A 26,411-nucleotide genomic window follows, 5' to 3' on the forward strand; every position below is an offset into this window, starting at 1 on the left:
GCGGCGATGCGGTTGTGGACGTGGCGCCAGTGCTCGGGCGCCGCGTCGCAGGGATCGACGCCCGCCGTCTCCACCGCGTCGATCGCGGCGAGCACCTGCTGGACCTTGGGCCAGCTCTCGATGTGCAGGAGGATTTCGCCGCCCGGCCGCACGAACGGCAGCGTCGTATAAGGCTCGCCCGGCGTGACCGCGCGCACCACGTCGATGCGCGAGGCGATCGTGCCATAGTCGTTGGCGGTCCAGCGGACGAAGGCAAACACCGCGCCCGGCCGGAAGCTCATGACGCGCGTCCGGCGTGTGACGATGCGTTCCTGCGCGACGCGGCCGAAGCGTATCCAGTGCTCCAGCTTCTTTTCGATCCAGGTCAGTTCGACTTCGGTCAGCCGCGATCGCGATGCCAGCGCCGTTGGTTCTGTCGGCGTTCGGGCGGCCTGCGCCTGCTCCGCCGCGCGGCGGCGCAGCGCGGCTTCGAACCCGCTGAAGTCTATGCGCTGCGGATGCGCGGGATCGCTCATCGTTCGTCTCCGGTGATGTCGGGGGAGGTTCGCCCGAGCACGACGTCGAGCGCGGCTTCGGTGCGCAGGATGGCGCGGCCGATGGCTTCGGGGATTTGCGGGAGAACGGCGTCGCCGAACGCCTCGACGATCAGGCTGGCCGCAGCCGTCCGCTTTCCAGCGCCGATCGCAACGCGCGTGCCAGCCACCCAGGCGGAAAGCCCATCATCCAGCCGTAGGTGATGGGCAAGGCCGCCGTTCCAGTCAGCCCACGGCTCCGCAGCATCGCCGCCAGCGCGCGGGCGCCCGCCCATTTGTCCGGCGCGCGATCCGTCATCGCGCCGTCCATCACCGCGTCCATCGTCGGCGATTTCCGCCGATCGTAGGCCGGACTCCAGCCGTCCATCCGGCTGTCGCGCTTCGTCGGGGTGGGGAGGATTTCCGCCGCGTGGCGCAACAGGTTCGGCGTGTCGATCTGCGCCTTCGCGCCGTTCGCCCGGCGTCCCGTTTCGATCTCCTGCCGGCTCAATCTCCGTCCGCCGTTCGGTTTGACAGGCGTCGGCATCATGCCCGCGTGCCGGCTCGCATGGCCCTGCAACTGGCTGAGCACATCGCCCCGGCCGCCCTTGTCCGCATCCGATTTGCGCGGCGTCGCGAGGATCATGCGAAGCGGATATGTCGATCCTGCGCCGCCGCCCGCGCCGTCCCTCATCCCGTCCGTCGCCATCGGCGTCGGCAGCCTGTTCTCGCGAAACAGGTCGAACAGACCCGATTCCTTGAGGGCCGTCCGTGCGCCCGATCCACCCTCCAGCCGGATGCCGCCTTGCTGGGATTGCGATACCGGCGTCGGCAAGCTGGCCTGGGTCGTAGCCGATAAGCCAGGACCGCTTGCGGACATGGTTGGCGCCGACATTTTCAGCAGCCACCACGCACGGTTCGCAGGCGTAGCCGAGCGTTTCCAGGAGAAGGAGCAGCCGGTCAGCGCCGCGAGTTCGCAGATTAGCGCTGTTCTCAAAAGCGAACCAGCGAGGGCGGCACTCTCCGACCAGCCGGACGGCTTCGAGGTAGAGGCCCGACCGTTCGCCTTCGATCCCCCTGCCTTTGGTGTTGGCGCTGGAGATGTCCTGGCACGGCGGCGAACCGACGATGATGTCGGGCAGGAATCCAAGTTCAGAAACAAGTCGAGCTGCCGTGAGGGACCGGACATCCGCGTAGAGTCTGACATGGGGATTGTTCTCCGCGTAGAGGATGCGGCGCCATTCGACGATCTCGCAGGCGGCGACGGTGACGAATCCGGCGCGGTGCAGGCCGAGCGACCAGCCGCCCGCCGCGGCGCTGAACAGGTCGAGCGCGCGCATCATTCGCAAAGCCCGTATTCGCTGTCGCAGAGCAGGCCGTGCTCATCGGCGTCGCGCTGCTCCTGCGCGAGGAACAGGTCGTAGTTGCGGCCGCCCCGGCTGGTGCGCGACCACGCGATCGCCCTGTCGATCGTCGCACGTCCATGATCGGCGGGATCGCCGGGCACGGTCGGCGCGGGCAGCAGGGATGCCGGCGCTCCCGATATCGCGGTGCGCCGCGAAACGAGGCTGACCAGCCGTTCCCACTCCCGCACGCGATCGACTTCCGCGGGAAACCGCATGGCCCAGGCGCGCAGTTCGCGCTTCCTAACCATGATGCAGGTCGAGCAGCCGACCCGGCTCATCCCCATCGTGTAGAGCGGGTTATGCCGGAGTCCGTGGCGCTCGGAGATGGCGAAGGCGTCGGCCGCCGACCAGCGAAAGATGGGCCGGTAGAGCACCTTGCGGGCGCCGGAGGGATGCCGCACCGACTGGATCGGCGGCTTCTTCGCCCGCGCCGGGCTTTCGTCGGCGCGCTCGCCGATCCAGTCGATGACCGAGATCCCCGCATCGAGCAGCGGACGCTTGCGATGCATCATCGGGATCAGTTTGGTCTCGTCGGTGCAGAAGCGCGTTTTGGTGCCGGGAAACCGGCCGTGCAGCATCGCCATGTCGAGGAACGGGATGCCGGTGGGATGCAGCAGCTCGAGCGCGCGGTCGATCAGATGATCGGGAACCGGGGGCGAGACCAGGACGGGACATTCGCACGCGGCGAGCCATTGGCCTTTCGTGAGCCTGCCTGCCTGCCACGCGGCCCGGCGCTGGTTGCACGCGCCCTTATGGCGGGTCCGCCGCTTCTCCTTCGACCATTCCTCGCGCAGCATCGCGCGCTTGCGGGCGAAGGCCGCCGCGTCTGTGAGCCCCGGCACGTCGTTCGCCGAGACCGTCTCGATACACAGGCCGGTGCGTTGTCGCAGCCAGCCGTCGAGATACGCGATGTGGTCGAGCGTGATCGGGTTCTCGTGGCCGTTGTCTGCCGAGAGGAACCGCGGCGCGCGGTTGCCGAACGCGGCAAGCCCCCTGCGCTCGATCCGCTCGACCATCCGGCAAAGGACGGCCTGGCTGTCCTTGCCGCCCGAGATGCTGCCGAAGTGCTGGGCGGCGATCATGGCCGCGGTTCCGGCCCGCGCCGCGTAACACGGTGCCGGGATTGATCGCCGCACGCAAAAGGCGTAGTAGTATAGCGTAGGGGAGACGGCGGATTTACTGCCCGATACTTCGCGTCGTCTCGCGAATTATCCACAGCACCAAAGCGCGTTAGAAAGAATACGAAGTATTCTTTACTGTTAGCATAGTTAGAAGAGAGCCGATTCCGCGAGCGATTCCAGAAGCTTGTGCGGAGGTCCGGTTTTTTATAGGCCGAGTCAGCGGTTTTTAATCGGCCGAGTCCGGCGGTTTTCAATAGGCCGAGTCTCATGGCCGGTTATCCACAGCCAGCCCCATGACCCGCGCCGCCTTCTCGAACGGATCGGCGGGCACGGGCGCGAAGGTCAGCCGCTCGCGGCCGAACGCCCGCTCGATCGCCAGCGCGTAGCCCGGCAGCGACTGGCGCTGCACGATGGCGCGCAGCTCGAACGCGAACTGCTTCAAGGGCGAGAGCGCGCCGGATTTCAGGTGAAGGTGCGGGACGTCGAAGCTCCAGCCGCCTTCCTGCTGGCCGCCATGCTTGCGCACGATCCGGTAGAGCCAGCGTTCCAGCCCGCCCGTTAGGTCGAAATAGGCCCGGTCGATGGTGAGCACGAACGTGCGGTCGACGACGCCGGCATAGAACCAGTCCGGCAGGATCAGCTCCAGTCCAAGCGGACGGCCGTCGCCGTCGAGCCGTTCCTGCCACTCGTTGATCCACGAGAAGCGATGGCGTCGCCGCTGGTGCTGCTGGCGGATCGAGGTGGCGACCGTGGTGGATTGCAGCCGGTCGAGCGCGGCCTTCAGCCGGTCATAATGATCCTTGCCGGTGCCTCGTCCGGTGAATGTGAGGATTTCGTGCGGCGTCGTCGCCATCAGGCGCGAGGTCGGCAGCCCCGCGTCGCGCGCGGCGACGATCTGGCTCGCCGCCCATATCAGCACGTCGGCGTCCCATATGGTCGCCATGCCATGTTCGGGCACGGCCTCGACCGATATCCAGGTCGCGCCCATGCGGAAATCGATCGGCGTCACCCGCCTGCGCTTGGCGAGGCTGAAGAACGGCCAGGCCATGAGGTCCTGGGCATCGCGCGGCGCGATATCGCGCCCGAGCGAGGGGAACAGCGCGAGTTGGGCGCGCTCGCCGGAACGGGAGGCGGTGCGCGGCATCATCGGCGGCTCTGCGTGATCGCCGCATCCCGCTGCGGCATGAGATCGTTCTGGCCGGGGTCGGACGTGGAATATTTGGTGCCGAGGTCGGCCCAGGCGCGCAGGTCGTCGACCGAATAGACCACCCGTCCGCCGATCCGGCGATAGGCCGGGCCGCTCCCGAAATAGCGGTGCTTCTCAAGCGTGCGGCCGGAAAGGCCAAGGAAGCGCGCCGCCTCGGGGGTCCGCAGGTAGCGGGGCGGAAGGGTCACGGGCGGTCGGGACAAGGGGCGTCTCCTGCGAGGCGGGGTGGCAGGAGGCGATCATGGCGAAGTGCTCACGGCAGGGTGGGGAACGAAGATTCGCAGCTGCGCCGATGTGACCACCCCCCGGCCGCTGTCATGCGGCGGGCGCTATCAGCGGAAGCGCAGCAGCTTGCGGTAGTCGCCCTTCATCATGGCGGTGGCGTCGCGCACCAGGCGATAAGCGAAGGACCGGGCGTCCGAATTCTTGAAATCGGATGCCGAGAGATGCGCGGCCTCGTCCCTGCCGAGCGCGATCGCGATTTGGCGGTATGTCGCCCCGGCGAGGCGCAGATCGAGCGCGCGAAGCATCAGCTCGAGCCGGGCCGCGCGGATCGGGGTGAGCGGCCATCCGCGCGGCAATGGGCCGGTTCGCTTGCCCGACATGAGTCGATGGAAACGCAGCAGGCTGAGGATGCGCTTGATGAAGTCCTTGTCGAGCGGGACGATCGCGGCGAGCGGCCGGCCGGGCGTCGGATCGCGCAGCCACAGCCGATGCTCGCCGGCCGCGTCAGCGACGACGACATGCCGGCCGTCGATTCCGGCCTGGTCGGCGAGCAGCGCGCCCAGCGCCAGCGGATCGACCGCCTTGGCGCCGGTATATCCTTCCGGCGCAGCGTCGAGGATCACGGTGACGGCGGTGAGTTCCGGCCGCCAGATCACCGTGCCCGACAGCTCATCAGGCAGATAGGCGAAAGGACAACCCCCAGCGGCGGGCGAGCGTCGTTCGCTCGCTGGCCGGGGCGTTCGGGTTCAGTCGCGCCCGCTCTGCGCGATACTGGCGGTTGCGTTGCAGGAACGCGGCGGCGAATTCGGCCCGGCCCGGCGTGTCCGGCGCATTGCCGGCACGCCGCGCGCGCCCTTCGGGCGTCATTGGCATGGGATCATCCTCTCCAGCCGCTCATTGTGCGGAGTCTGGACCGCCGAGGATCGGGAGAAGCACTGCATCCCGACAGCGCGAAGGCCGCGCCAGGCGATGCCGGCCGCGCATCGGAATCCACGACCGGAAAAATCCATTTCGGTCTGAATGTTAACTTATTCGATGGCGCGCGGGCCGAGCAGATATGCGTAGCCCACTTCGGTCATCCAGCGCGCGCGGGCGAGATGGCTCTCATGCATCGCGCGGGCGCGTTCGGGTTCCGCGGCCGGATCGATCCCGAAGATATGCGCCGCCGCGTCGCGCCAGTCGGCGCCCTCGTCGTCGGTATCGAGCAGGCGGATATAGTCGGCGAGGTGATCCTCGTCATAGGCGGTGAGCCGCGGCGCGTCGGGCGCGCGATCCTTGAAATGCTTGCCGGTCATAACGCCCCCGTTCCTCCAGTCCCGTTAACCTTTTAGACCGAAACGGAGACGATTCTATACGCACGGCGGGCATGGCTTCGCGCGTCGTCCGCAATGGTCGGGTTCCAGGTCAGCAGCGGTTCGTCTGCGGTGCGCCCCCGCAAACTTCGCTCCTGACCCTGATCGGGGAGTTGGAAAACCGGAATATCTCGGTCCCTGTGACCTTTAGCCCGGAAGCCTGTTGTATACGTCACAGGCTCCCCGACCATGTGGTCAAGGATAGCGGCGCCGTCACGGCCGACGCCCAACCGGATATTCAGGGGTTTCCACGCCCCAGGCCGCCGCGTAGCGGCCCACGTCTTTCTTAGGACGGGGACGCCGTTCTGGCTACTGTCTCTTGCGAGCCGGGCGATGCCCGGCGAGCGCGCGCCATGACGGCCGCGCGGACCTATGGGCCGCGCGGCCGCCGCTGCTCCGGGCAGGACCTGCAGCCGGTTGTCGGTTGTCGGTTGTCGGTTCTCAATATCGGCCCGAGAAAGGCAAGAACGGCTGTTCTTTCCAGCTTCGGTCAACACGGCGGTAGGTCAGCCGCCGGCAGCGAAATGCGTTCCAGGTCCAAATCAGCGGCTCAAAGCCGTGCCACCAATCGGCGTCAATGTCGCCGCAACGCCCTTCAAAGCAAAGCTTATGGCGCGCGTCATAGAGTCGAAACTCCATCGGCAAACTGTCGCCCTCGTTCGTGCCGGCATAGGCGATGCTTCCTTCGGCATCTTCACCGACCCCGGCAAGGGAAGTGCCCATATGATCGGATGTGATAATCCAGCGCATGATATAATTCCTTGTGAGGGTGGCGCCCGCCGCAGGGACGGGCGCGAATGATGGGAAAGGGTGGCGACCTATGCGGCCGCCCGGCGATGCTGCCGCGCGGCAAGCCGCTTGCTGGCGGTGTGATAGTGGCCGTTGTCCAGTTCTATGCCGGTCCAGTCGCGCCCGAGTTGCTGGGCTGCCGCAAGGGTCGAACCGCTACCGCTGAATGGGTCCAGGACAAGGTCGCCCGGCTGCGTGAAAGCCTCGATCAATGGCGCCAGTGCTTCAACCGGCTTCTGCGTGGGGTGCAGGCGGTTCCCGCTGTAAGGAAAATCGAGCACATCGGGGATAGGCCGTGTCGGACGGACGGGATTGCCCTTTGCCAACAAATAGGCTTGCTCATGTTCATAGCGAAGGAAGCGGGCCGATGACGCATAACGCTTGCGGAAAACAAGATGGCCGACGATGCGGAAGCCTGCCGCCTTCCATGCATCCATGAACAAATCGACTTTGTTCCAGCCATAGAAGGAAACCGCAAAGCCGCCATCCTTCAAGACGCGGTGCATTTCCCGAAACGCCGGACGCAGCCACCGGCCGTTATCGTCATTGGCGACCTTGCGCCCCTGGCGGTCCCGGTAGCGGGTCACATAGGGCGGATCGGTCAGGATGAAATCCACCGTGCCGCTATCGAAAGCCTGCATCACTTCAATGCAATCACCGTTGAAGATCACATCGCGGGGAGCCTGTGCCTTGCTGGTCATATCTCAAATCCTTTGGTTCTGAAGTTCAGCGAAGCGGAATGCCGCGCCTGAACTTCTGCCCGGCGGCGAGCCAAGGGTAGCAACGGGGCAAGGGCGGCCGGGGCGGAGGGGAATCACCCGCCTGCACAAGCGAAGCGCGGAAGGTGGGGATACCGCCCCGGACGGTTCCACTTACCTTGACCGGCGCGAGGACTACGTCCTTAGCAACGATCGCGCCGCCTTGGCGGCGCGAAAAGCAAATGACAGCCGGGATTACCGGCGCGGCCTTCAGGCCGATCCCTGCTCGATCCCCCCAGACCGCTATCCTGCGAGGCACAAAAAAACCCGATGGCGTGGGGCGCCATCGGGTGCTGTCCGCCTTACAGGTCGCGGTAGGCTGCAACCTCATCGCTGAGGTAGGGGATGTATCCGTGGGCGCGTGCCAGTTCGCGCGCTTCCCACTTCCGTTCCCATTCCGGCTTGGCCTGCTCGGCGGCCATCTTCCGGTCGGCCCTGGCCTTGTTGATCCTGCGAATCTTTGCCCAATCCTTTTTCATGTCTGCCTCCTGTGTGCTGGCGTTGCTGATGCATCAGGCAGGCTTTGGCGGGCGACGCGGGCAAGCTGAAAAACGGAGGGTCCGCTTGCGGAAACCGTAGGCGCTGGCGCCGGTTTTCTGCTTGGTGGCTATGCCACTTCCCGCATGAGGCGCCCGGCAAAGCCAGATGCGCTAATCAGCAACCAGCCCGGGAGGGAGATGAACGGATTTTCGGGCAAAGCGGGATCGGCAAGGCTAGGGCCATAGTGGAAAACACGCCGGGCAAGGTAGGAATGGGGGCAGAAGTGGGACGCTTCCCCTGCACTTTGCGCGCATGGATGCCTCCGTCGACCAGGATGCGGAGTCCTGGGCTTACCGTTATCTGGCTGGGCGGGCGCCTGTAGCGAGTATGGCATCGTCCGGTGGCAGGCCGATGCAATGGCTGGTGCGGTTTCGCACGGCGCAGATCCTTTATGGAAAACTGGAAGCGCCCCGCCATTGCTGGCGGGACGCTTCCGCGGTCAGTCGACCTTCAGCTCGAACTTGCCCGTTGTCTCGGTCGAGACAAGCCGGAGATGAACGTCCGGCGCCAGGACCGGATTGAGTTTGAGCGAAGCGTAGGGCTTCTGGTCCTTGGTGGCCTTGAGCCAGCCCACACCGAATTCCACGCGTTCATCGTCGGCGGCAACGATGCGATAGTCGGGCGACTTGTCGCTTGCCTTGTCGCCGATCCGAAGGATTTCCACCTTCTCGCTGAGACCGAAAAAGCGGATTTCGCCGTGAAAGCCGCGATCGGTCGCTTTGAAGTTTCCGCAGATCATGTCGTCAGTCCTTTCTTGACTCGGGACCGCGCCCTTCGCGGCCTCGTGGCGTGTCGAAGATCGGGGACGTTCGGCTGCGCACCGCTTGCGGCCTATGGACGGCCAAAGGGCCGCTTTTTTGCTTCGCGCTGCAAAGCCGAAGGCGGCGGAAAAAAGCTGCCCGGCGCCGTTGCGCCGCCAGGTGGACACGATCAGATCAAGCCACGAGGGAGGCCGCGAGGGTCGGTCGGGCAGGCAGGACGGGAGACAATGCTGCACCCGGTATTTCAGCGGACCCAGCAGCGATGGCTGGGTTATGGCTTTCGCGTCGGCGTGGCAGGATTCACGGGCGAGCGAACAGCGCGGTGAATAGGCGCTCGGCTTCGGCCATGCCGTCGTCGGTCAGATGCACCGACTTTGCCTTGCGCGCAGGATCGGAGATCAGCCCGCGTTCGTGCAGTCGATCCATCGCGCTCCAGTCGAAGCCTTTCCAGGCCGTGCCGGTGGTGCTGAGGTTGAGCCATAGCAGGGCAAGCACCGCCTCGTCGATTCTGTCGGTGTCGGTGTCGGTGTCCGTCCGCGAGTCCATGCGCGGGAGGATAGCAAACCGGGCTGCACACGGCATCCACGATCCCGCCGTGAGCACTTATCTTTGCTACGCTACACTTCGCTATTTCCGCCTTGCGCCGCCGTGCGCCGAATCCCGCCGCCGTTGCTACGGGTCCGGCATGTATGCGCCCGAGGGCGATTTTGCTGGATTCCCGAGAGATGCGCGGCAGCTTGAGCAATATGGGACTCTCTCGCAAACGTCGCCGCCGCGCACCCCGCGGCTGGTCGGAAGGGCTGGAAGACCTGCACGATTACATGCAGCCGCAGCCGACGCGCGCGTCGGCGCGCAAGAATGCCGCCAGCGCGCCGATCGTCGTTACCGACGACTGGCCCGAGCAGGTTCCCATCGGCGATGCCGAGTTGCGCGTCATCGAAGGCGCTTTTCGTGAGGAGCTGGACGCCCTGTTCGGGCCGCTCCCCTAAAACGGCCAATGGAAAGGGGTTGAAATGTTCGTCAAAGTGACGTACATTGTAGCGGAAATGGATAAGTCAGGAGTCGGTCCCATGCCGCGCAAACAAGCCGTAGCGGAGTCCGCCAGAGCCAATCGCGTCGAGCGGCTCGGCTTCCGTATTGACGAAGAAACGAAGGATTTGATCGAGCGGGCAGCTCACCTCACGCGGCGCAAGGTCAGCGACTTTTGCGTGACAGCGCTAGCCGACACGGCGCGGCGAACGATCGCCGAGCATGAAACGCTCGTGCTGTCGGATCGCGACCGCGCGGCGTTCTTCGATGCGCTCATCAATCCGCCCGAGCCCAGCGAGCGGCTGATCCGCGCTCTCCAGGAGCACCGGCGCCGGGTTGCGTCCTGATCATGACGGCGCATGCGGATTTGCAGGTCGAGCCGCTGGGGCCGCATCACGACCGCGAGGGATTTTCCTGCGGCATCGACAGTCTCGATCGATATTTGCGGAGGCAGGCGGGCCAGGACATGCGCCGCCGCTCGGCTGGTGTGTTCGTTCTCGCCGAGCGTGCAAATCCCGGCGTGGTTCTCGGCTATTACACGCTTAGTCAGGCCAACATCGCGCAGGGCGACATTCCGGCAGCGGCGCGAAAGCATGTCCCGCGTTACCCGCTCGTCGCCGCGACGCTGATCGGCCAGCTCGCGGTGTCGCAAGCGAGGCAGGGCGAACGCCTTGGGGCGATCCTGATCGCCGATGCCGTCGAGCGCGTCTGGGCGACGGCCGCGACAGCTGGCTCGTCGATACTCGTCGTGGACGCCATCAATGATCGCGCGGCAGCCTTCTACGAAGGCAATGGCTTCGTGCGCCTGCCAGATTCCCAACGCCTCGTGCTGCCGATGCACACTATTCAAAGATTGGTCGAACGATGACGAACGCTGCTCTCGCCCCCTCGGAAACCGGAGCCGTGCAACCGGCGCTGCGGGCCGCGCTCTACCTGCGCGTCTCGTCGCCGCGTTCGGCCGAGAGCGATCTGTCGATCCCGGACCAGCGCCGCCAGACGTCGAGCTATTGCCACTCGAACGGCTGGGAAGTCGCGGCCGAGTTTGTCGAGCCGGGGGTTTCGGGCACAGACGATCGCCGTCCCGCCTTCCAGGAAATGATCGACGCGGCGCTGGAAAGGCCGTCGCCCTTCGACGTGATCGTGGTCCATAGCTTCTCGCGCTTTTTCCGCGATCAATTCCAGTTCGAGTTCTACCTCCGCAAGCTGGCGAAGAACGGCGTGCAGCTCGTCTCCATCACGCAGATTCTCGGCGATGATCCGATGAGCGAGATGATGCGGAAAATCATGACGCTGTTCGACGAATATCAGTCGAAGGAGAACGGCAAGCATACGCTGCGCGCGATGAACGAAAACGCCCGGCAGGGTTTCTGGAATGGCGCCCGTCCTCCGATCGGCTATCGCGCGGTCGCGGCCGAGCAGCGCGGCGCGAAGATCAAGAAAAAGCTGGAGATCGATCCGCTCCACGCCGAAACGGTGCGCCGCATTTTCCGGCTGGCGCTGGAAGGCGCGGATGGGCGCGGGCCGATCGGGGTCATGGCGATCGCGTGCTGGCTCAATGAGAATAATATCCGCACGCGCTATGGCGGTCGGTGGGGCAAGGGCATGGTCCATCAGGTGCTGACGCGGACCACCTATATCGGCGAGCACCGCTTCAACACCTATGACGTGAAGAAGGGGCGCGCGAAGCCGGAGACCGAGCACGCCATCATGGAGGTGCCGCCGATCATAACGGTGGCGGAGTTCGAGGCCGTGCAGCGATCCTTGAAAGCGCGCAGCCCGAAGATGATGCCGCCGCGGGCGGTGGGCGGATCGACGCTCTTGACGGGCATCTGCTTCTGCGCCTGTTGCGGTGGCGCGATGACGCTGCGCACCGGCACCAGCCGGAGTGGGCAGGAGTATCGCTACTACACCTGCGCGACCAAGGCGACGAAAGGGAAGACGGGATGCCCCGGCGTCTCGCTTCCGATGGATCGGCTGAACGAGGCGGTGATCGAGCACCTGGAGAAGCGGCTGCTCGATCCCGCGCGCCTTGAAGTGCTGATGGACCAGCTTATTGCCCGACGCGACGAATGGGTGACCGAGCGCCGCCAGCACGTCGCCGAGATGGAACGGCGCGCGACTGAGGTCGAGACCAAGCTTTCCCGGCTCTATGAAGCGATCGAGAATGGATTGGTCGATATGGGCGATCCGTCGCTCAAGGCGCGGATTGCCGAGCTGACCACCATCCGCGACCAGGCCAGAGGCGATGCCGAGCGCGCGGTCGCACACATTGAGCGGATCAGCCCGGAGATCACGGTCGAGAGCCTTCACGCCTTCGCGCTGGTCGCCAAACGCAAGCTCCGCCACGACGATGGCTCCTATGCGCGAAACCATATTCGGGCGGTGGCCCAGCGGGTCGAGGTCCACAGCAAGACGGATGTGCGAATCTGCGGCACGCGCACCGAGTTGCTGCGCACCCTCACCGCCGTCTCTGGCGTAGAGGCGGCGGTGCTAGGGACTCGGGCTTTTGGACCGAAATGGTGCCGCTTATAGGACTCGAACCTACGACCCTCGCATTACGAATGCGATGCTCTACCAACTGAGCTAAAGCGGCGTCGGGCGGGCAGATAACAGCGGTTGGCCGATAGGACAAGCGGGCATTTCAAACGAGAGACGACATTCGCGTGCCGCCGGATGCGACCGCGCACCTGCTTATGGGCGGGTCATTTACCCCTCTTTTACCATCCCCTGCGAGAGTCGGAGAAAGACGCGACTTGCGGTTTTGATATAGGGGCATTCAGATGGACACGCTGCGGGGGCATGACGCCGCGAACGATCAGGATGATTTCGACTATGCTGACGCTATGGAGGTCGAAATTCCGCCGGCTGCCGTGTCCGAGGAACGGCGCATGCAGGTCCGCGCCTATAATTACTGGGCCTCGCTGCTAGGCGACCGCACGCTTCCGTCGATAGAGGATCTTTCGCCCGATCAACTGGAAGATTTCGGCCCCTACGCAGTATTGCTGGACTTCAGTGCCGGGCTGGACAATCCGGCGATCGTCTACCTCGGCGCGGCGCTGCGCCAGGAGTGCGGCGTCGAAGGTTCGATCAATTATATCAACGATGTCCCCGCGCGGTCGCTCCTGTCCCGACTGACGGACCATTATCTGCAGATCATCGCCAACGAAGCGCCCGTGGGTTTCGAGGCGGAGTTCGCCAACCAGCGTGGCGCCGAAATCATGTATCGCGGCATATTGATGCCGTTTTCGTCCGATGACGAAACCATCGATTTCGTATTCGGCGTCATCAACTGGAAGGAGGTGGCGAGCCGCAGCGTTTCCGATGCGTTGGAAATGGAGATGAGCGAAGCGCTGCGTACCGCGCCTGCGGCACAGGGCAGCGGACCGATCTGGGCGGACGGGCCCCTGGCGGGACACAGGGACAGCGCGGCGATCGATGAGGATGAGGATGACGACGCGCTCGATCTCGCCGGCATGGAATGCCCGGCCGATGATGCGTCGCTTGCAGACTGGCTGGCGCTGGCCCGGGATGGCGCGGCGCGGGTGCGCATTTGCGAGGCGCGCAGCCACGCGGCCCTCTATCGCGCGGTCAGCCTGTCCTACGACTTTGCCCTGGTGGCAAAGGCGCGGCCCGACGATTATGCCGAGTTGTTGCACGATTATGGCGTAAAGGCGCAGGCGCGCAGCCCCATGACCGCAATCATAAAGCTGGTTTTCGGCGCCACCTACGACAAGACGCGCATCACCGAATATGCCACCGCTCTGGACCATGCCATGGATCAGCGGCTGGGCGTCGGGGCGCTCGCGGACTATCTGGCGGCCTACAAAGGCGGGCTGAAGGCGCTGGTGCGCGATGAGCGGGACGCGCGCCGGACATTGCGACCCGGCCGCCCCGACAGGGGGGAAGCGGCCCGCGCGGTCATTCGCGCCGCAACGGCGCTCAACCCTGCGATGCTGGCCACGGACAATGATGGGCTGGCGGTCGTGGTGGCGCGTCGAAAAGCGGATGGAAGCCTGGCCCTCGTCGCTGCCCTGCCGGAAGGATCCGACCTCAACCAGAAGGTCATCCTGGCCGTGGCCAAGAAATGACCCGCTCCGTGCCACTCTGATCTCTCCTCACATAATTTCAAGACAACGAAATTTTATTCCATGCAGGGTTGAGCCAGCCCGATCCCGGGCGCATAAAGCCGTCTTGAGCCGAGGAGTCGCATGGCGGCGATCCAGCGCCTCCTCCGTGAAAGATCGAAGCGGACCAAACCGCGCAGAGAGGTGGAGCGAATGACGGCGCTGGCGGAAGCGAAGAACAAGGAAGTCGACACAAGCATTCGTCAGGCGCTGGCCGACGCGCTGGAACGGGGTGCATTACCCGGCGAGAGCGAGGGACTGGACGGAGCGACGCTGGCGGAAGCCGCCGCTTTCCTTGGCCGCACAGCCAATGACCGCAAGCCTGGCGCGGTCGCCATCGCCATCGAAACGCTGGGCGAAGGCGCCACCGGCCGCTTCATGCGGTTGGCGATCGTCAATGACGACATGCCGTTCCTGGTGGATTCGATCGCCAACACGCTGGCGGCCGCGGACATCACGATCCACCGTCTGCTCCACCCCGTGCTGTCGGTCGAGCGCAACGGCGGCGGAACGCTAGCGGCCATACTTGACGACGATGCACCGGGCGCGCGCCGGGAATCGATGATCTATATCGAGGCGGACCGCGCCGATGCCAAGGCACGCCGCGCGATCGAGAAAGCGTTGCAGGAAACGCTCGCCGACGTGCGCGCGGCCGTTGCTGACTGGACGAAGATGCAGTCGGCCATGGCCGCTGATGCAGACGCTGTGCCGGACGAGGAAGGCGCAGCGCTGCTGCGCTGGTTTCTTGCCCGCCATTTCACGCAGACGGGCCATGAAATACTGGACCGCACCGGCAAGAGCACGCAGCCCCTGGGCATTTGCACCCGCCATGACCGTCCGCTGATCGCGCCTGCGTCGCTTGAGGCGGCCTTCGCCTGGTTTGAGGAAGGCAAGCGCACCCCGCTGATCATCAAGTCCAGCCGCATGTCGCGCGTGCACCGCCATGTACTGCTCGACCTCGTCATCGTGCCGATCCGCGAAGGGCGCGAAGTCAAGGCGCTCTCCATCCACGCCGGCATGTGGACAAGTTCGGGCCTGGCCGCGACCCCTGACAAGGTGCCGCTGCTCCGTTCCGCATTGTCCACACTGATGGACAAGTTCGGCTTCGATCCGCAGGGTCATGCGGGAAAGACATTGGCGCACGCGCTGACCGCCCTCCCCCACGACATCACCGTCGGGTTCGACAGGGAGACGCTCGAACGGCTGACGCTAACCTTCATGTCCCTGTCGGACCGACCGCGTCCCAAGCTGGCGCTGGCGACCAGCGCACTGGCGCGTCACCTCTACGCCTTTGTGTGGTTGCCGCGTGACGAGCTGTCGACCGCCCGCCGCGTCGCCGTGCAGGACATGCTGGCGCAGGCAGCCAAGGGTCCAGTCCTCAGTTGCTCAATAGCGCTGGAAGAAGGTGGGCTTGCGCTGCTGCGCATCACGCTCGACCTGCGCGAGGGTGGCATGGTGCCGGATGCCGCCATGCTTGACCGCGAATTGCAGCAGATGGTGCGCGGTTGGGTGCCGGCGGTCGAGGAAGCGCTGGCCGAAACCGAAGAAAGGGGCCGAGCGGCCGCCCTTGCGCAACGGTTCGCGCCCGGCTTCCCCCTCGCCTACCGCAATGGCGCGGGTCCGGTCGAAGCCGCGATCGACATCCGCCTGATCCACGGCCTGTCGGACGAGGCCGACAAGTCGATCCGCATTTATCGCAATGCGGAGGACGGCGGCGAACGGCTCCGCCTCAAGCTCTACAGCCATGCCACGGTCGCGCTTTCCGAAGTGGTGCCGGTTTTCGAGAATTTCGGGTTCCGCGTTATCGAGGAGATGACCACCGCCATCGACGGCGGAACGCTCGGCCATGTCCAGCGCTTCGTCCTGGAACTCCCGTCTGGCGGCGACGCGCAGGCGGTGGTGGATCGTGCCGCCATCGTGACCGAAGCGATCGCCCAGGTGGTGGAAGGACGCGCCGAAAATGACCGGTTCAACGAACTGATCGTGACGGCGGGCCTTGCCCCCCGATCGGTCGTACTGTTCCGCGCCCTTTATCGCTATTTGCGGCAGACGGGCGTCGCCTACGGCATGGCCACCTTCGCCGAAACGCTGCGCAAGGCACAGGACGTGGCCGCAAACCTCGTCACCTTGTTCGAAGCGTTGCACGACCCGGCAGCGCAGAACGGCGCCGCCGACCGGATCGCCCAGGCGCAAGCGGAGATCGACGCCGGGCTGGAACAGGTCACGGCAATCGACGAGGATCGCGTTCTGCGCCTGTTGCGCGCGGTGATCACCGCGACGCTGCGCACCAACTTCTTCAGCAAGGCGGCAACGGAGGCGCTGGCGTTCAAGCTCGACAGCGCGCAGGTGCCCGGCCTTCCGGCACCGCTGCCCTGGCGCGAAATATGGGTCTATTCGCCGCGCGTGGAAGGCATTCACCTGCGCGCCGGCCCGGTCGCGCGTGGCGGACTGCGCTGGTCGGACCGGCGCGACGATTTCCGCACCGAGATTCTGGGCCTCATGAAGGCGCAGCGCGTCAAGAACGCCGTCATCGTCCCGACTGGCGCGAAGGGCGGCTTTTACCCCAAGCAATTGCCCAACCCGCAGGTCGATCGCGACGCGTGGTTGGCCGAAGGTACGGAAAGCTATCGCATCTTCATCCGCGCCTTGCTGTCGATCACCGACAATATCGTCAAGAACAAGGTGAAGCACCCGGCGGAAGTCGTGGTGCATGACGGAGAAGACCCCTATTTCGTCGTCGCGGCGGACAAGGGCACGGCGACCTTCTCCGACGTCGCCAACAGCATCGCGCTGGATCGCGACTTCTGGCTGGGCGACGCGTTCGCCAGCGGCGGATCCAACGGTTACGACCATAAGGCGATGGGCATCACCGCGCGCGGCGCGTGGATCAGCGTCCAGCGCCATTTCGCAGAAATGGGCGTCGACGTTCAGAGCGAGCCGGTCAGTGTCGTGGGCTGCGGCGACATGTCCGGCGACGTGTTTGGCAACGGCATGCTGCTGAGCAAGGCGATCAAGCTGATGGCCGCTTTCGACCATCGTCACATCTTCTTCGACCCTTCGCCCGATCCGGCAAAGAGCTGGGCCGAACGCAACCGCATGTTCCAGCTGCCCCGGTCAAGCTGGGAAGACTATGACAAATCCCTGATCTCAAAGGGCGGAGGCGTCTTCCCGCGCAGCCTGAAGCGCATCACGCTGACGCCGGAAATGCAGGCTGTGCTGGGCGTGAGCGACGCGGAAATGGAGCCTACCGCGCTTATCTCCGCCATCCTCAAAGCCCCGGCAGACCTGCTCTGGTTCGGCGGCATCGGCACCTATGTGAAAGCAGCATCGCAGAGCCATGGCGATGTGGGCGATCCCGCCAACGACCGGCTGCGCGTCAATGCGGAGCAGTTGCGGGTCAAGGTGGTCGGCGAAGGCGCGAACCTTGGCGTCACGCAAGCCGGGCGCATCGCCTTTTCGCTGAAGGGTGGCCGGATCAACACCGACTTCATCGACAATAGTGCCGGCGTCGATTGTTCCGACAATGAAGTGAACATCAAGATCGCGCTCAACAAGGAAATGGCGGAAGGTCGCCTGCCTTTCGAGGCGCGCAACGCGCTTCTGGTCAGCATGACCGACGCGGTCGCGGATATCGTGCTGGAGGATAACCGGCTTCAGGCGCTTGGCCTTTCCATTGCGGAAGCCGGAGGCGCGGCAAGCCTGGCTTCTTATGTCCGGCTGATCGAGACGTTCGAGGAAAGCGGCAGGCTCGATCGCCAGGTCGAAGGGCTCGCGGCGAACGACCAGCTGCTTCGCCGCGCGCAGGACGGCCTGAGCCTGACCCGGCCCGAACTCGCCGTACTGCTGTCCACCGCCAAGCTCGCGTTGCAGGATGCCATCGAACATGGCGATCTGGGCAACGACGACAGCATGACCGCCGAACTCATGGCCGCCTTCCCCCGCGCGATGCAGGAAAAGGAAGCGGACGCGATCGCCAACCACGCGCTGCGCAAGGAAATCATCGCGACAAAGGTCGCCAACCGCATCGTCAACCGGCTGGGCCTCATCCATCCATTTGAACTGGCGGAGGAGGAAGGCTGCTCGCTTGCCGACCTCGCCAGCGCCTTCCTGATCGCGGAACGCCTCTATGATATTGGCACGTTGTGGGCGGACATCGACGCGGCCGATATGTCCGAAGCGGCCCGCCTCGCCCTGTTCGGCGACATAGCGGACGGCATGCGCGCGCAGATCGCCGACATCCTGCGCGCCCTGCCCGCCGGCACACTGCCGGGAGAGGGGCAGGCGAAGCTGGCCAAGGGCGTGGACTCGCTGGCAGCCCAGGTCGACGATCTCCTGACCGTGGAAGTGCAACGGCGCACCAACGCGGTCGCTGACCGGCTGCTTGGGCTGGGCGCGCCGGAACCCCTGGCGCTGCGTACGGCCGGCCTGTTCAAGCTTGACGGCGCGGTCGGCATCGCGGCGCTGGCGGCGCGAATGGACGTCGATGAAATCGCTCTCACCCGCGCTTTCACCCATTTGGGCGAAACCGTGGGCATCGATTGGGTCCAGTCTGCCGCGGCACGCATGGCCCCCACCGACCCGTGGGAGCGCCTGCTCATTTCCGGGGTAGCCCGCGACATGCAACAGGTGCGGCTCGATTTCCTGGCGCAGGGCAAGGACAAGGATGTCGCCACGCATGTCGAAAACTGGTTGCAGACCAAGGGTGCCCGCATCCAGCAGTTCCGCAACCTCATTCAAAGGGCCAAGGCCGCGGCAACGCCCAACGTCGCCATGATGGCAGAAATTGCCGGCCAGGCACGCGGGCTGCTCGGTCGCTAAGCCTCCACTAAGCCCCCAGGCCGCTCCCGCTGCGATGAGCGGGAGCGGCCTGGGCTTATTGTGCGGTGCCGCTGTCGGACTGCGCCTCGGGTTCGGCGTAAGGATCGGGGATCGTCACCTTGGGGGCCCCCTTCTTGCCGGGCGTCGGCAAATCCTCGCCATAGATCGGCACAACCGGGCTTGCCGGGGCGCGGCCATGCAAGGCGTCGATTTCCGCCTGCCGCTGCTTGAGGTACAATTCCTTGTAGACGGTATAGGGATCGTCCTGCTTGCGGATTTCCTGGATCGTTTCGTCGAACGCGGCCCGCTCTCCCAACTGGTTGAGGATGGTCGAAGGGATCACATAGGCGGGCTTGTTGAGCGGCGCGCCGATGGCCATAGGCAGGATCAACTTGTCCACCGTATCGCCGATGATGTCGCGCAACGTGGTCGGGCCGACGATCGGCAGATACATATAGGGGCCGGCGCCGATGCCGTAGAAGCCCAGCGTGTTGGCAAGACCGTTGTTACGATGCGGCAGGAAAAAGGGCTTGCGCTTCGCAACGTCGAACAGGCCGAAAACGCCAAGGGTCGTATTGACGCCGAACCGTCCGACGGTTTCGAAGGCTTTGCCGGGCTTGAACTGAAGCAGGTAAGCCGCGGCGACGATCGGTTCGCCGATGTTCGAGAAAAAGTTGCGCAGCCCTTTGCGCACCGGTCGGGGTAGACCCTTGTTATAGGCCTTCGCGACCGGCTCGATCACGGCCTTGTCGACCGACTGTACCGCTTCGAAGCTCTTGGCATTGATATCTTCGAGCGGATCGCCCTTCGGCGCGCCTTTATCGCCTGTGACGACGATGTCCGGTTCCGCCGCCGGCTGTCCCGGCGTCGCTGCGCTATTGGCGGCGGGCTGCTGCACCGTCGATGACGGGGGAAGCGTGCGGACGACAGGTGGCGGGACAACAGCCTGAGCGCCCGCTTCCGCCTGCGCACCCATCAACATCATTCCTGCGGCGACGGCCGGCACAATCATAGTCTATCCTTCGTATAGACCGCCGCCCCCACGCGGTGGATCAACGCTGTCTGACCGGCGTCAACCCGTGTCAAATGAAAGACATATCGGCTAGGCGGGATGTTGCGCTGCGTCAATAGGCGTGCCTGAATGCCAACCCCCGATTTTCCTACTGCGAAGCGTTTGCAATTGCAGAGAGGCCGCGCTATGCGATTCCCCTGACGATCTTGCAGGATATTCGCTTCCACAATGCACGGACAGGCCCGCATCCCGGCGCGTAAAGTGAAGAGCGCCAAGGCGTTCTGGCTGAAGCAGCTTCATACCTGGCATTGGGTGAGTTCCGCCATCAGCCTGATCGGGCTGCTGCTATTCGCCTTCACCGGTATCACGCTCAATCATGCAGCTGACGTCGAGGGCGCACCGCAGACGGTAGAGAAAAGCGCGACATTGCCCGCCAATCTGTTGAAGCAGATCGCCCCAGACCAGGCGCCGGATGCCAAGAAGCCGCTTCCCGCCGCTGTGGCAACCTGGATCGAACGGGAAATCGGGCAGAGCGGCAAGGGCGAGGCGGAATGGTCCGCCGATGACGTTTACCTTCCCCTGCCACGGCCCGGCGGCGACGGCTGGGTCTCGATCGACCGTGCCACCGGGGAAGTGACCAGCGAAAGCACCAGCCGTGGGTGGATCAGCTATCTCAATGACCTGCACAAGGGCCGCAATGCGGGGTCGGCATGGTCGTGGTTCATCGACATCTTCGCCATCGCCTGCTTCCTGTTTGCGCTGACCGGGCTGCTCCTGCTGTACCTGCACGCAAAAAGGCGTCCTTCGACCTGGCCGCTCGTGGCCGCAGGTCTCGCCATTCCGGCGATCATCGCCATCATCTTCATCCATTGAGGGGACCATCATGCAGATCCGCCATCATCTGCTGCTGACCGGCGCGGGGGCGCTGGGTACGGCTTTGCCCGCTGCGGCAAACGCGCAGACGCTGAACCTGAACGTCGCCATTCCGCGCCTGTCGGTTGCGGAATATCATCGCCCCTATGTCGCCATCTGGATCGAGAAGGAGGGCGCAACGCCGCGCACGCTGTCGATCTGGTACGATTATGACATGAAGAATGGCGAGGGAACCAAGTGGCTGCGCGACGTGCGCCAATGGTGGCGCGCCTCCGGCCGGTCGATGCAGTTCCCCGCCGATGGCGTGACCGGCGCGACACGGACGCCTGGAGACCAGAAGATCGCCTTTACCGCCGGTCGCGGGCCGTTGGGCGCGCTGACGCCGGGCAACTACACGCTACTGGTGGAAGCCGCGCGCGAGGTCGGCGGACGCGAACTGCTGCGCCTGCCCTTCTCCTGGCCGCCCAAGCCGGGCGCCACGGTCAAGGTGCAGGGCGCCAGCGAATTGGGTGCGGTGACGCTGACTTTCAGCAAATGAAGAGGGTGACCATGAAGAAAAGCTATTTGTTCGCGGGCGCCCTTGCCGCCCTGCTGCTCTCCAATCCGGCGCAGGCGCACCGCCAATGGATGCTGCCATCTGCCACCACCCTGTCCGGCACGGACAGCTGGGTGACGGTCGACGCGGCCATTTCCAACGACCTTTTCTATTTCGAGCATTTCCCGATGCAGACCGACGGCGTCACCGTTACCGAACCGGACGGAACGGCGGGCAAGATCGAGAATGCCGCCAAGGGTCGCTATCGCTCGACCTTCGACGTGCATCTGACGAAGCCCGGCACCTATCGCATCGCGAACGTGTCGACCGGCATGATGGGCAGCTATATGCTGAACGGCAAGCGAGAACGACTGCCGCGCGGCACCACCAAGGATAAGCTGGCCGCCGCCATCCCCGCTGCCGCTACCGATGTACAAACCGCGGAAATGTCTAATCGCAACGAAATTTTCGTGACGCTTGGCGCACCGACCACCAACCTCTTCAAACCCGTGGGCGAAGGCATCGAATTGGTGCCGGTGACGCATCCCAATGATCTGGTGGCAGGCGAAGCGGCGACATTCCAGTTCCTGCTGGACGGAAAGCCGGCCGCCGGCCTCAAGGTCACGGTCATTCCTGGCGGCATCCGCTATCGCGACAGCCTGGGCCAGATGGACCTCACCGCCGATAAGGACGGCAAGGTCGCGGTCAAATGGCCAGAACCGGGCATGTACTGGCTGAACGCGACGATCGGGGGTGGCCGGGAAGGCGGCGAAGGCAACCAGGGCGGCGGCAACGCGGCAGGTGCATCCATCGCGCCCCAGCCCCCGCGCCCCGAAGTGCCAGCAGGCCCGCCCGCTCGCCGCGCATCCTACATCACCACATTGGAAGTGTTGGCGCCCTGACCCAAGGCGGCATGCCCGGCATCCGTGTCGCAATCGCGCCCCACCTGTCGCCCGATCAGTTCGTCGGTCGGCAGCGGGGCGGCACGGTTGCGGCATATGGCGGGCCGAGCTGGTCGGCACGGATTGTCGATCCGCCCGCTGACGTAGAGGGCGTCATCGCCACCGTCCTCTCCCGCGTCATTGCCCAGATGAGCAATTGGGAGGCGGACTCGACGATAAGCCGGTTCAATCGCATCCCGCTCGGCGAATGGATGGTGCTGCCGCCGGACATGCTGACGGTGCTGAATGCCGCTCTGGATATGGCGCGCTTGTCGGACGGAGCGTTCGATCCGGCTATCGGTCACTGGGTGAACCAGTGGGGGTTCGGTCCCGTCGCCAGCAATATTGAAGCCGCTCGCGTATCGCAGTCTCCCTGGACCTGCATTGAGGTCGAGGGAGACCGCGCGCGTCGCATGGCAGATGTCGCGCTCGATTTTTCCGGCATCGCCAAGGGTTTTGCCGTGGATGCCGTCGCCGCCGCATTGCGAGCCGCCGGCGCTGCGAATTTCCTGATCGAGATTGGGGGGGAGCTGCGCGGCGACGGTGTCAAACCCGATATCCAGCCATGGTGGGTCGATGTCGAACCCCCGCCCGGCCTTGACGCGCCCGTGCTGCGTGTCGCTTTATCCGGACTGGCTGTCGCAACATCGGGCGACTATCGCCGCTGCCGCCATGCAGGTGGCCGCCGCCTGTCGCACAGCATCGATCCGGCCACCGCAGCCCCCATAAAAGAGGGCGTGGCATCGGTCACCGTGCTGCATGATTCCGCGATGGTGGCCGATGCCTGGGCGACGGCCATCACCGTGCTGGGGCCGGAGGCCGGCATGACACTGGCGAGCCGACATGGCCTCGCCGCCCGGCTCGTCATGCGGGTGGCGGAGGGGGCGCAAGAATATATGACCCCTGCCCTTGCAGCGATGCTCGATTGACAGGGACCATCGCGAACTTGCGGTGACCGGAAATATCGGCAGCATTGCACCACACCGATGTCCAGGGAGACGGCGATGCGCGTGATGGTGCTGGTCAAGGCGACACAGGATAGCGAACAGGGTTTCACGCCCACGCCAGAATCGATGGAATCCATGGCGGCGATGGGCCGTTTCAACGACGAACTGCGCGCGGCGGGCGTGCTGCTGATGGCGGAGGGGCTGACGCCGTCCTCTGCCGGCAAGCGCGTCGCTTTCGACGGGACCGATCGGGCGGTGATCGACGGCCCCTTCCCCGCCACCAGCGAACTCGTCGCCGGTTTCTGGCTATGGGAAGTCAAGGACATGGCTGAAGCCGTCGCCTGGGTTAAGCGCTGCCCCAATCCCATGCCCGGCCCCAGCGAGATCGAGATCAGGCCGATCTACCAATTTGCAGAAACGGCCTGAACTGCTTGGCGATCCGGTCAGTCGACCATGATCGTCTGGAACTCGATCTTGTCGTTGCGCACGATGAAGACATCCTTGCCCGACACCTGGCTTGGCTGGCCTTTATTCTGGACCCAGTGCAGGATGACGCTGTCCGGGCCGACCGGCTCGATCCGCGTTTCCATCGCCTTGATTCCGGCGTGATGATCCTTGTCGGTCAGCGTCGCGAAGACTCGGCTGGCCCGTGCCTGGCCCGAATAGACGCCAGGGCCCTTGGCGGGCGTCTGGCCTGCCACCAGCCCTTCGGGCGTGACGACGACAGTGTCGGCGGAATAATCGTCCATGATCGGCTGGAGCTTGCCGACCTTCATGCTTTCGACATGGCGGGCGACGACCTCTGTCGGCGTGGCGGCATGGGCAGCGCTGGCGAGGCAGAGGTTGGCAGCGAGAAGAGCGGCGGCGCGGAAGTGCATGACATGGATCCTTTCTGGAACAGCGGTGGCAAGGAAGGGCAAAAGCATCATCCTTCGTAAGGGATGCCTGCTTCATGATCGCGGATGATCTGCTGCACGGCTTCGGGCTTGACGGGCAGCTTGTTCTTGTTGGCCTGAAGCCAGGCGAAGAAATCGGCTTCGATCGCGTCGGACCATTTCGTGTCGATTTGACCCGCCGTATATTTCCCCTCGCGCAGGCGCAGATGACCGAACATGTCGCGCAGACGGGTATTTTCCGACAGCTTCACGACCTTTTCCGCCAGATGTGGCGGAATGAAAAGGACGCCCCCGTCCCGCCCCAATACGACATCGCCGGGCATGACGGTCGCATGGCCGATGCGGATCGGCCCGTTGATCCCGACCATGGTCGAATTGAGACACGCGCCGGTCGCCATCGCGCCAAAGTGATGCGACGGGTCGTATGACCGGACGAACGACACGAAATTGGGCAGTTCCTTGAGACCGTTGATGTCACGCACCGCGCCGTCATAGACGACGCCATTGCCGCTGCGGGCATAGATCGCATTGCCCACATTGTCGCCGATGGAGGGCCCGTCCTGCTTCAGCCCGAAATGATCGCTGACATAGACGTCGCCCTTTTGCAGCATATCGACGGGCCAGGCGTTCATCGCACCCTTCCGCTTGTCCGCCACGCCCTGCTTTTCCAGCACGGTCTGGATGTCGGGCCGGCCTGGCAGCCATTGGGACGTCAGCGCCCGCCCCACCAGCACCTTGTCAGGGAAGATGGACAGCCAGCCATCCTCATATTGGTGGTTGAAGCCGGCGCTGCGCAGCGTTGCCCAGGCTTCCTCCAATGTCACGTCGCGCATCCGCTCGAGGATCGCGTCCGAAACCTTGGGGCGCCCGTCCGGGAAACGTTCGCCCGTCCAGTCGGGCGTGTAGCGGATCACCTGATCGCGCGTGAAGAAGCCGTCATCGGCGAGCACAGCCTGCGGCAGCAGCCATGCGGCCATCGCCAGGGCGGCGGCCTTCAGACGCCGGTCAAATCGCATGTGAAAAATCTCCCCGATTTCGTGTCAGAATTCCGGCGGCATCTGGTCGTTCGCGCCGCCGCTCGGCACGTCCACGCCGGCCGCCCACAATATGCCGTTCACCAGGAAGCGGCGTTGCTGCGGAAAGATGTGCATATTGTCGTGAAAATCGTTGCCGCCCCATACGACCGAGCGCCCGCCATCGGGCCGATCATAGGCCCAGGCGACAGGGCCGCCCGTGCCATTGGCCGCCTGGGCCGGCTTTGCGGTCAGCAACAATGTGCGGCCCGGATTGTCGGGCAGGAAGTAGCGGGAATACATTTCCTCGCGCGGCGTCCATGGCTTCACGCCGCGCAGGATCGGATGTTTCGTGGCCAGGGGCTTGATCGCCCATGTGTCGACCGGATTATGCGAGACATAGGGTATCCACGCCCCGCCCAGCCAGTTGCTGAGCCATATGCGGCCGGCGCGATTGTCCACGAACATCGTGTAGTGATAGACGACCAGACCGGTCTTCCGGCGGTGGAGCAAGGCGTCGAATTCCTTGAGCGCGGCGGTCGTGGGCGCATCATAATTGAGGCCGTCAGTTTCCGCATATTGCGGGAAAAGCCCGCCGGTTTCCCGCCTCAACCAGTCTCCATTGCCATCGATGACGATGGCGTCCGCCTTTTCCAGCATCGCGATGTCACGCGGTTTCTGCCCGACCAGCACGTCGGCTTTGATTTCCCGATTGGCGCCCGAATGCTCGAGCAGCCAGGCGATCTCGCGCAGGTCTTTCTCATATTCATGCCGACCGGGCGCCCCATGCTGCTTGGGACCTGCAAACAACAGGATATGGACGGGCGGGAGAGGAGCCGTACCTGCGGGCAGTGGCAATAGAGCGGCTGCGATCGTCAACATCAAAATTGCCGGTTTCACCGCCCCCGCCCGGCCATTGCCTCGGACGCGGTCTGGCGAGCACGCACGCAGCCTGCGCCTTAAACCTTCCCTCATAAAAGCTCCTCCCCCCGTCCGATCGCCCGCACCGGCGATTCTCGATCGATATAATATCATATATGATGTGGCACAGTATGCAGCAGGAACCAAGAGGCGGTTACGCCCCGGTCGAGATTTCGCCGGTGTCGATGAAATCCGCACGCAACGCCGCGCCGTGGTCGCGCTGGATGAGGAGAAATGAAGAGAGAAGCGCCCTGCAAAGGCAGGTGGCAGGGCTTGTACCGAACTATCCCCTTAAGTGCTGAAATTTATGTATAAATGATGGATTACCAGCTAAATTCTCCCACATTTCCTCCCACATAATGGACTCGCTGCGACGTACAGTTGTTCGCTTTGGGCGTTTTATCCGACCTGAACAGGTACAGGATCCACATCCAAACCTATGCATAACCGAAGCGACAGCCGCTGGTTCAAGCCCTGAAAAGTGGGATGCGCAAATACCACACCGGGGGACATGACCGAAGGCTATGTGGGACTTAAGTTGGTCGACCACAGCCAGTTTCCATGTAGCGGGCGAAGTGGGACACCGCGTAATTGATTTAGCCACCCTCGTGCATGGTACGAAGTCGCCTTG

The 26,411-nt window shown here is 64.4% G+C and carries 29 protein-coding genes, 1 tRNA gene and 1 pseudogene; 11 read left to right on the forward strand and 20 right to left on the reverse strand.

Annotated features, from left to right (window positions below):
- The 15 genes and pseudogenes from AX724_RS05110 to AX724_RS05170 all read right to left on the reverse strand — a co-directional run.
- Window positions 1-515, reverse strand: a 515-nt coding sequence (locus tag AX724_RS05110) for a DUF2840 domain-containing protein (protein ID WP_082733404.1), incomplete at its 3' end; no start/stop codon positions are given.
- Window positions 512-703: a hypothetical protein gene (locus tag AX724_RS24365; RefSeq protein WP_060977335.1), complete on the reverse strand. Its 192-nt coding sequence runs from the start codon at window positions 701-703 to the stop codon at window positions 512-514. The genes AX724_RS05110 and AX724_RS24365, both read right to left, overlap by 4 nt.
- On the reverse strand, window positions 646-1,392 hold the full coding sequence (locus tag AX724_RS24370; protein WP_231736472.1) for a hypothetical protein: 747 nt from the start codon (window positions 1,390-1,392) through the stop codon (window positions 646-648). Before AX724_RS24370 ends, AX724_RS24365 begins: the two co-directional genes overlap by 58 nt.
- 16 nt (window positions 1,393-1,408) lie before the next feature.
- Window positions 1,409-1,855: pseudogene (locus tag AX724_RS24890) on the reverse strand (DNA cytosine methyltransferase); the annotation flags it as partial.
- Complete coding sequence (locus tag AX724_RS05125) at window positions 1,852-3,000, reverse strand: phosphoadenosine phosphosulfate reductase domain-containing protein (protein WP_060977334.1); 1,149 nt, start codon at window positions 2,998-3,000, stop codon at window positions 1,852-1,854. The gene AX724_RS05125 and the pseudogene AX724_RS24890, both read right to left, overlap by 4 nt.
- Window positions 3,001-3,304: 304 nt before the next feature.
- Complete coding sequence (locus AX724_RS05130; protein WP_060977362.1) at window positions 3,305-4,183, reverse strand: replication initiator protein A; 879 nt, start codon at window positions 4,181-4,183, stop codon at window positions 3,305-3,307.
- A complete protein-coding gene (locus AX724_RS05135; RefSeq protein ID WP_060977333.1) occupies window positions 4,183-4,449 on the reverse strand; it encodes a helix-turn-helix transcriptional regulator in 267 nt (88 codons plus the stop codon). Before AX724_RS05135 ends, AX724_RS05130 begins: the two co-directional genes overlap by 1 nt.
- Before the next feature lie 129 nt (window positions 4,450-4,578).
- Complete coding sequence (locus AX724_RS05140) at window positions 4,579-5,127, reverse strand: DUF2285 domain-containing protein (RefSeq protein WP_208597816.1); 549 nt, start codon at window positions 5,125-5,127, stop codon at window positions 4,579-4,581.
- Window positions 5,128-5,143: 16 nt separating this feature from the next.
- Entirely contained in the window at window positions 5,144-5,344 is a 201-nt protein-coding gene (locus AX724_RS05145; protein ID WP_075151006.1) for a transcriptional regulator domain-containing protein, read from the reverse strand.
- A gap of 155 nt (window positions 5,345-5,499) precedes the next feature.
- Window positions 5,500-5,766, reverse strand: a complete 267-nt coding sequence (locus AX724_RS05150; RefSeq protein WP_060977331.1) for a DNA -binding domain-containing protein — start codon at window positions 5,764-5,766, stop codon at window positions 5,500-5,502.
- A gap of 498 nt (window positions 5,767-6,264) precedes the next feature.
- Window positions 6,265-6,573 carry a hypothetical protein gene (locus tag AX724_RS05155; protein ID WP_060977330.1) on the reverse strand — a complete coding sequence of 103 codons (309 nt, stop codon included), beginning with the start codon at window positions 6,571-6,573 and terminating at the stop codon, window positions 6,265-6,267.
- A 68-nt stretch (window positions 6,574-6,641) separates the two neighbouring features.
- Entirely contained in the window at window positions 6,642-7,313 is a 672-nt protein-coding gene (locus tag AX724_RS05160; protein ID WP_060977329.1) for a DNA methyltransferase, read from the reverse strand.
- Window positions 7,314-7,672: 359 nt separating this feature from the next.
- Entirely contained in the window at window positions 7,673-7,849 is a 177-nt protein-coding gene (locus tag AX724_RS23270; protein ID WP_155645922.1) for a hypothetical protein, read from the reverse strand.
- 500 nt (window positions 7,850-8,349) lie between these two features.
- Complete coding sequence (locus AX724_RS05165) at window positions 8,350-8,649, reverse strand: DUF736 domain-containing protein (protein WP_060977328.1); 300 nt, start codon at window positions 8,647-8,649, stop codon at window positions 8,350-8,352.
- Window positions 8,650-8,971: 322 nt separating this feature from the next.
- Window positions 8,972-9,217 (reverse strand): DUF6429 family protein, encoded by a 246-nt coding sequence (locus tag AX724_RS05170; RefSeq protein WP_060977327.1) that lies wholly within the window; start codon window positions 9,215-9,217, stop codon window positions 8,972-8,974.
- Window positions 9,218-9,396: 179 nt separating this feature from the next.
- Between AX724_RS05170 and AX724_RS05175 the strand changes: the two genes are divergently transcribed.
- Genes AX724_RS05175 through AX724_RS05190 form a run of 4 tightly spaced genes read left to right on the forward strand, consistent with a single transcriptional unit; the run spans window position 9,397 to window position 12,232 of the window.
- Window positions 9,397-9,660, forward strand: coding sequence for a hypothetical protein (locus AX724_RS05175; protein ID WP_060977326.1), 264 nt, complete (start codon window positions 9,397-9,399; stop codon window positions 9,658-9,660).
- Window positions 9,661-9,684: 24 nt separating this feature from the next.
- Window positions 9,685-10,047 (forward strand): type II toxin-antitoxin system TacA family antitoxin, encoded by a 363-nt coding sequence (locus AX724_RS05180; protein WP_227876605.1) that lies wholly within the window; start codon window positions 9,685-9,687, stop codon window positions 10,045-10,047.
- A gap of 2 nt (window positions 10,048-10,049) precedes the next feature.
- On the forward strand, window positions 10,050-10,568 hold the full coding sequence (locus AX724_RS05185) for a GNAT family N-acetyltransferase (protein ID WP_060977324.1): 519 nt from the start codon (window positions 10,050-10,052) through the stop codon (window positions 10,566-10,568).
- The gene (locus tag AX724_RS05190; RefSeq protein ID WP_066764124.1) at window positions 10,565-12,232 is read left to right on the forward strand and encodes a recombinase family protein; all 1,668 of its coding nucleotides are present in this window, start codon (window positions 10,565-10,567) and stop codon (window positions 12,230-12,232) included. Before AX724_RS05185 ends, AX724_RS05190 begins: the two co-directional genes overlap by 4 nt.
- Here the strand turns inward: AX724_RS05190 and AX724_RS05195 are convergent.
- Window positions 12,218-12,293, reverse strand: a tRNA-Thr gene (locus AX724_RS05195). The two genes, AX724_RS05190 and AX724_RS05195, sit on opposite strands and share 15 nt — an antisense overlap.
- Window positions 12,294-12,480: 187 nt before the next feature.
- Between AX724_RS05195 and AX724_RS05200 the strand changes: the two genes are divergently transcribed.
- On the forward strand, window positions 12,481-13,788 hold the full coding sequence (locus tag AX724_RS05200) for a PAS domain-containing protein (protein ID WP_066764126.1): 1,308 nt from the start codon (window positions 12,481-12,483) through the stop codon (window positions 13,786-13,788).
- 189 nt (window positions 13,789-13,977) lie between these two features.
- Entirely contained in the window at window positions 13,978-18,642 is a 4,665-nt protein-coding gene (locus AX724_RS05205; RefSeq protein ID WP_066764144.1) for an NAD-glutamate dehydrogenase, read from the forward strand.
- A 55-nt stretch (window positions 18,643-18,697) separates the two neighbouring features.
- Here AX724_RS05205 and AX724_RS05210 read toward each other — a convergent pair whose 3' ends face one another.
- Entirely contained in the window at window positions 18,698-19,654 is a 957-nt protein-coding gene (locus tag AX724_RS05210; protein ID WP_066764128.1) for an MlaA family lipoprotein, read from the reverse strand.
- A 228-nt stretch (window positions 19,655-19,882) separates the two neighbouring features.
- Here AX724_RS05210 and AX724_RS05215 point away from each other — a divergent pair, with 228 nt between their 5' ends.
- The 5 genes from AX724_RS05215 to AX724_RS05235 all read left to right on the forward strand — a co-directional run bounded on the left by AX724_RS05215 (window position 19,883) and on the right by AX724_RS05235 (window position 23,376).
- Window positions 19,883-20,527: a PepSY-associated TM helix domain-containing protein gene (locus AX724_RS05215; protein ID WP_066764130.1), complete on the forward strand. Its 645-nt coding sequence runs from the start codon at window positions 19,883-19,885 to the stop codon at window positions 20,525-20,527.
- Window positions 20,528-20,537: 10 nt separating this feature from the next.
- Window positions 20,538-21,065 (forward strand): DUF2271 domain-containing protein, encoded by a 528-nt coding sequence (locus tag AX724_RS05220; protein WP_066764132.1) that lies wholly within the window; start codon window positions 20,538-20,540, stop codon window positions 21,063-21,065.
- 11 nt (window positions 21,066-21,076) lie between these two features.
- Window positions 21,077-21,964, forward strand: coding sequence for a DUF4198 domain-containing protein (locus AX724_RS05225; protein WP_066764135.1), 888 nt, complete (start codon window positions 21,077-21,079; stop codon window positions 21,962-21,964).
- A gap of 11 nt (window positions 21,965-21,975) precedes the next feature.
- Window positions 21,976-22,932 (forward strand): FAD:protein FMN transferase, encoded by a 957-nt coding sequence (locus AX724_RS05230; RefSeq protein WP_082733403.1) that lies wholly within the window; start codon window positions 21,976-21,978, stop codon window positions 22,930-22,932.
- A 75-nt stretch (window positions 22,933-23,007) separates the two neighbouring features.
- Complete coding sequence (locus AX724_RS05235; protein ID WP_066764137.1) at window positions 23,008-23,376, forward strand: YciI family protein; 369 nt, start codon at window positions 23,008-23,010, stop codon at window positions 23,374-23,376.
- Window positions 23,377-23,393: 17 nt separating this feature from the next.
- Here the strand turns inward: AX724_RS05235 and AX724_RS05240 are convergent, their stop codons facing one another.
- Genes AX724_RS05240 through AX724_RS05250 form a run of 3 tightly spaced genes read right to left on the reverse strand, consistent with a single transcriptional unit; the run spans window position 23,394 to window position 25,741 of the window.
- Window positions 23,394-23,828, reverse strand: coding sequence for a hypothetical protein (locus AX724_RS05240; protein ID WP_066764147.1), 435 nt, complete (start codon window positions 23,826-23,828; stop codon window positions 23,394-23,396).
- A 47-nt stretch (window positions 23,829-23,875) separates the two neighbouring features.
- Window positions 23,876-24,862 carry an RraA family protein gene (locus tag AX724_RS05245; RefSeq protein ID WP_066764138.1) on the reverse strand — a complete coding sequence of 329 codons (987 nt, stop codon included), beginning with the start codon at window positions 24,860-24,862 and terminating at the stop codon, window positions 23,876-23,878.
- Window positions 24,863-24,886: 24 nt separating this feature from the next.
- Window positions 24,887-25,741, reverse strand: coding sequence for a ThuA domain-containing protein (locus tag AX724_RS05250; protein ID WP_066764141.1), 855 nt, complete (start codon window positions 25,739-25,741; stop codon window positions 24,887-24,889).
- Window positions 25,742-26,411: the final 670 nt, after the last annotated feature.

It is taken from the genome of Sphingobium sp. CCH11-B1, from assembly GCF_001556865.1.
Classification (GTDB): Bacteria; Pseudomonadota; Alphaproteobacteria; order Sphingomonadales; family Sphingomonadaceae; genus Sphingobium.